We start from the raw sequence: 3,963 nt of genomic DNA on the forward strand, positions 1-3,963 counted from the left end.
GAGAAGGCATTTAAAAAATAAAAACCGACTCAAAATACGTCCAAAGTATTCAGAAAAAATGATCGGATGATGATACAGGTTCTGTGATTAAATTCTGTAAGCACTCACTGAGAGTTTCTAGCAATAGACGTACCGCTGGAATGAGATGACGACGTGAGGGATAAAGTGCGATAACGCGTTCTTCGCGAAAATGCCAGTCAGGAAGCAGGATATGCAGTTTTCCTTGTTTCATTGCGTTTTTTACCAAAATCAGCGGTAGCGCAGCAACGCCGATACCCGCAATGGCAGCATCTTGTAAGCATTGCAGGTGAGCGGTATTGAGTATGGGATGAAATTCATGGATTATGGCAATATTGTCGCTATTATACAAAGTCCACTGTGTACTTCCGCTGCTTAAGCAAGGAAGTTGGGCAAGTTCTTCATATGTTTTTGCCTGCCATTTTGAAGCAGCAACCAATACGCGGGGGGAAATGCAAAGCGATTTGGCAATCAACGGACTATCTGGCAGCGGCCATGCACGCACCCGCAGAACGAAGTCCATGTTTTCTTCTAATGCGTCTACGGTTCTTGCGGTGCTTTCGATGATGAGTTGGACGTTAGGATATTGTTGCATGAAGTCGGCGATGCTCGGACTCAGCAAGGTGAGCAGTTCCGGTGGGCAGCTAAAGCGAACGGTGCCTTGTGGTTCGCTGTGGCAACCTAATGCTACTTCTCTAACGGCAGCAGCTTCTGTGCGCATAGCAGCAGCGTAGGCATAAATGCGTTGTCCGGCTTCGGTGATGTGAAATCGGCGGGAGTCGCGTTGAATTAAACGCAGTCCTAAAGTGCTTTCTAAACGGGCAATGCGACGGGAAGCGGTGGCTTTGGCAGTGCCGTATTGGCGTTCTGCGGCACTAAATCCACCAGCTTCGACGACTTGGGCAAATAGGGCTAAATCGTTTAGATCGGGTTCGTTCATGAGCGTTGTATCGCTTGGCTGTTTGTATTTACAAAAGGTTACAGGGTTTCTGCTAAAGCATCACGCAATTTTTCAGCAGTTTGTCGAGCAGATTAGGAGTTTTGCCCCGTAATCAGTCGGCCGTCTCGGACGGCATGAGCAGTAAACGGTAAACGTTGGCTGTAATCCGCGCCTGCGTCAATCAGTGCATCTTGAGTAAAAAATGGCACGGCTTTGGCAGTGCGGTTGAGGTATTCTTCTTTGTTGCTAAATCCAGTAACTTTTTTGCCTGCAATTAACGGTTTATCATCAATTTTTATCGCTGGTAAAGCAACAATACCATGGCATACTGCCGAGACAAATCCTCCATTTTGGTAAATATCCGTTGCAAGTTTCACTAATGCAGGTTGGTCGGGAAAATCCCACATTACGCCGTGTCCGCCCGCAAAATAAATGGCTTGATAATCAACTGCATGACAGGTATCAGCTTTTAGGCTTTGTCCTAAGGCGCGTTGGCGAAAATCGGCATTTTCAAGGTAATGCCAATCGGTGACGTTGGCATATTTGAGGCTGTGTGGGTCAATCGGCACATAACCGCCTAATGGACTGGCATAATCAATATGATGTCCCGCTTGCTCTAAGACTTCGGCAGCGTGTGTGGCTTCACCGAGCCATAAGCCGGTTGCACGGTCTCTTGTGGGGTATTTAGGAGTGTTGGTGAGGATGAACAGAATGTTTGCCATTGTGGTTCTTTATCATAAAGCTATTCTTTTTGTGAAAGATAATTTTATTGTTGAATGTTTAAAACCACCATCGAATCATAAAGCTGATAACGATAATGACAAATCCCGCCACGCTCAAAAGCGTAGATAGCCTTGAGTGCGTTTGCTTTGCGGTTAAATACTCTTTCCAAGGGCGGATGAGTATTTTCCTGTCCATAACACCCGCTATCGCCACGCATATGATGCCGATAGTTCCTAGAATACGATAAAGCTCAGGCGTACTTATCGTGTCGAACACGGCGGATACCATGACAAAAACAAAAACCGCTACGATAATTTTTTCTTTTGTTTTTTCAGTCATTAAACGTTCCTTTTTAAGGCTTTAATTGTCGGAGGATGCGTATAGCAGGTCGCTTACAGTGAATGTAGCATAAAATTTAATACTTATTCTGTCGGGCGGACTTTAGCTCATTGCTAACAGCGGCTAACCTTTAAGACTCACGACAAACTCCATTTGGTTCAATCAATTCAACTGCTGTAATTGTTACTGCCGCATCATAACTTTCAGCAAAGCCGTCTGTTGCTTTTTCAGGCAGCGTATGGCGGATTTTTGCCAGTACCGCTTGATATGGTTTGCCAACTTGTTCCGCCTTAGCCATAGACGCCTTTTCCAACGCCTCGCTCACGCCTTCTTTATCCGCTTCCGCCCACCACTCTGTTTCACTACCGCAAGGCTGAAAAACCCGCACTTCATGCCCATAAGTATAAAGCCCCCACTCGCTGACCTGATTGGCACTGGCGGTACCGCCGTGTTGCATTGCACAACCGCCCAAAGCGAACAGGGCGATATTGAACCCAATCATTTTTTTCATATCATGTTCTTTTTAAAAATAAACGCTTAGGATAATGGGCAACGAGAGAAAGGTAACCGAAGATTTTTCAAAAGAAAAATCTATCGTTAAATCTTCCTCCTTATCAAAAGGATATTGAAAGACAATTTGTTGACTTAAGTCCTCAAGATAGCTGTCAAAATCCATTTCCAACAATATTTTTTGAATAAATAAAACGCCTTCATCTATATATAGTTGTAACCATCCATCACCATTTTTTAAAAAAATAAACCAACTTAACTGCTCATCTTCGCATAATACAATCTTATAAATTTTCTCTATTTTTATTTTCTTATTTTCAGACAGTTGATACATGATTTCTGCTTTCCATTCTTTTAACGAGATACCCCAACAATACCCCGCAGAATAAAGCATCAGGAGCAGCGCCGCCGCTGATTAACAACAAAATCAGCATCACCGCTAACGGTCGTCCCATACACATCACGCACATCGCGCCTGCTGCACCCATGACAGCGACAGTCAGCGGCACCACAGGTAACCATTGATGCACGGCTGCACCGATTGCCGTCGCCGCAAAAATCACTGGAAAAATTTCACCGCCTCGCCAGCCACTTGCCAGACAAAGATTGGTTGCTAAGATTTTGCCTGCTGCCAATGCCATCAGAGCAGCCGCGCCATAATCAACGGAATGCGCCAAAGCGTGCTCCAGCTCATGATGACCAGAAAACCGCAACAGCGGAACAGCGGCTGCCAACAGCGCAAAAGCGGCACTACCGATAAGAATTTGCCCGATTGGCTGCGGATGTAAACGTTTTAACACAAGAGGGAAGGTATGATGCAGCGCGACAAATGCTTTGCCGAATATAATCCCTACCAATACCGCTGGTAAAGCAGCAAAAAACGCACTACCGTCTGCGCTATATTCAGGCAGTGGTAAGGGATGGAAAGTGCTGTCGGTGAGCCAACGATGCACCAGCCAAAAGCCCGCCATGCCAAAAATACCCGCCAATAATTTCCATACCAACGGAACATTCAGCTTCAATTCCGTTTCTGAAGGATCATCCACCCACACCGCCACACCCGGCGGCGAAACATACAAGCCCGATAAAGCCGCTACCGCGCCGACATCAGCAAGCAGCCGCTTTTGCTCAGCTTTCAAACGTAAACCAATCAGCGCCGAACACTCCGCCACTACTGCTAATAACCCCGCTTCAGGCCCGATATAGTGCAATCATCTAAAACCCAACCCAATCCAAAACAGATAAAAGAATAAAGTATCAATACAATCCATCCGCCATTCTTTGCGGATTTGCTTAATCCAAGCCCACATCTTTTCAATAGGATTTAAGTCTGGACTATAAGGGGGTAACCAAACTATCTCATGCCCATGCTCTTCAATGATTGCTTGAATATCACTGCGTTTATGAAAAGCGGCATTGTCCATGACAAATTA

At 45.5% G+C, this 3,963-nt stretch carries 7 protein-coding genes; all 7 read right to left on the minus strand.

Annotated elements, in window-relative coordinates; translation table 11 throughout:
- Positions 1-49 precede the first annotated feature (49 nt).
- On the minus strand, positions 50-958 hold the full coding sequence (locus A5N85_RS09770) for a LysR substrate-binding domain-containing protein (RefSeq protein ID WP_072577059.1): 909 nt from the start codon (positions 956-958) through the stop codon (positions 50-52).
- A gap of 92 nt (positions 959-1,050) precedes the next feature.
- Positions 1,051-1,680, minus strand: coding sequence for a type 1 glutamine amidotransferase domain-containing protein (locus A5N85_RS09775; RefSeq protein WP_072577060.1), 630 nt, complete (start codon positions 1,678-1,680; stop codon positions 1,051-1,053).
- Positions 1,681-1,738: 58 nt separating this feature from the next.
- Positions 1,739-2,020 carry a hypothetical protein gene (locus tag A5N85_RS09780; RefSeq protein WP_072577061.1) on the minus strand — a complete coding sequence of 94 codons (282 nt, stop codon included), beginning with the start codon at positions 2,018-2,020 and terminating at the stop codon, positions 1,739-1,741.
- 130 nt (positions 2,021-2,150) lie between these two features.
- Positions 2,151-2,522, minus strand: a complete 372-nt coding sequence (locus tag A5N85_RS09785) for a hypothetical protein (RefSeq protein ID WP_143143248.1) — start codon at positions 2,520-2,522, stop codon at positions 2,151-2,153.
- A gap of 21 nt (positions 2,523-2,543) precedes the next feature.
- Complete coding sequence (locus tag A5N85_RS09790; protein ID WP_072577063.1) at positions 2,544-2,864, minus strand: hypothetical protein; 321 nt, start codon at positions 2,862-2,864, stop codon at positions 2,544-2,546.
- Complete coding sequence (locus A5N85_RS09795; RefSeq protein WP_072577064.1) at positions 2,848-3,741, minus strand: chloride channel protein; 894 nt, start codon at positions 3,739-3,741, stop codon at positions 2,848-2,850. The genes A5N85_RS09790 and A5N85_RS09795 overlap by 17 nt, the downstream gene beginning before the upstream one ends.
- Entirely contained in the window at positions 3,742-3,954 is a 213-nt protein-coding gene (locus A5N85_RS17710; protein WP_143143249.1) for a transposase, read from the minus strand.
- Between the last annotated feature and the right edge of the window lie 9 nt (positions 3,955-3,963).

The sequence above is a fragment of the Suttonella ornithocola genome, assembly GCF_001889065.1.
Lineage (GTDB): Bacteria > Pseudomonadota > Gammaproteobacteria > Cardiobacteriales > Cardiobacteriaceae > Suttonella_A > Suttonella_A ornithocola.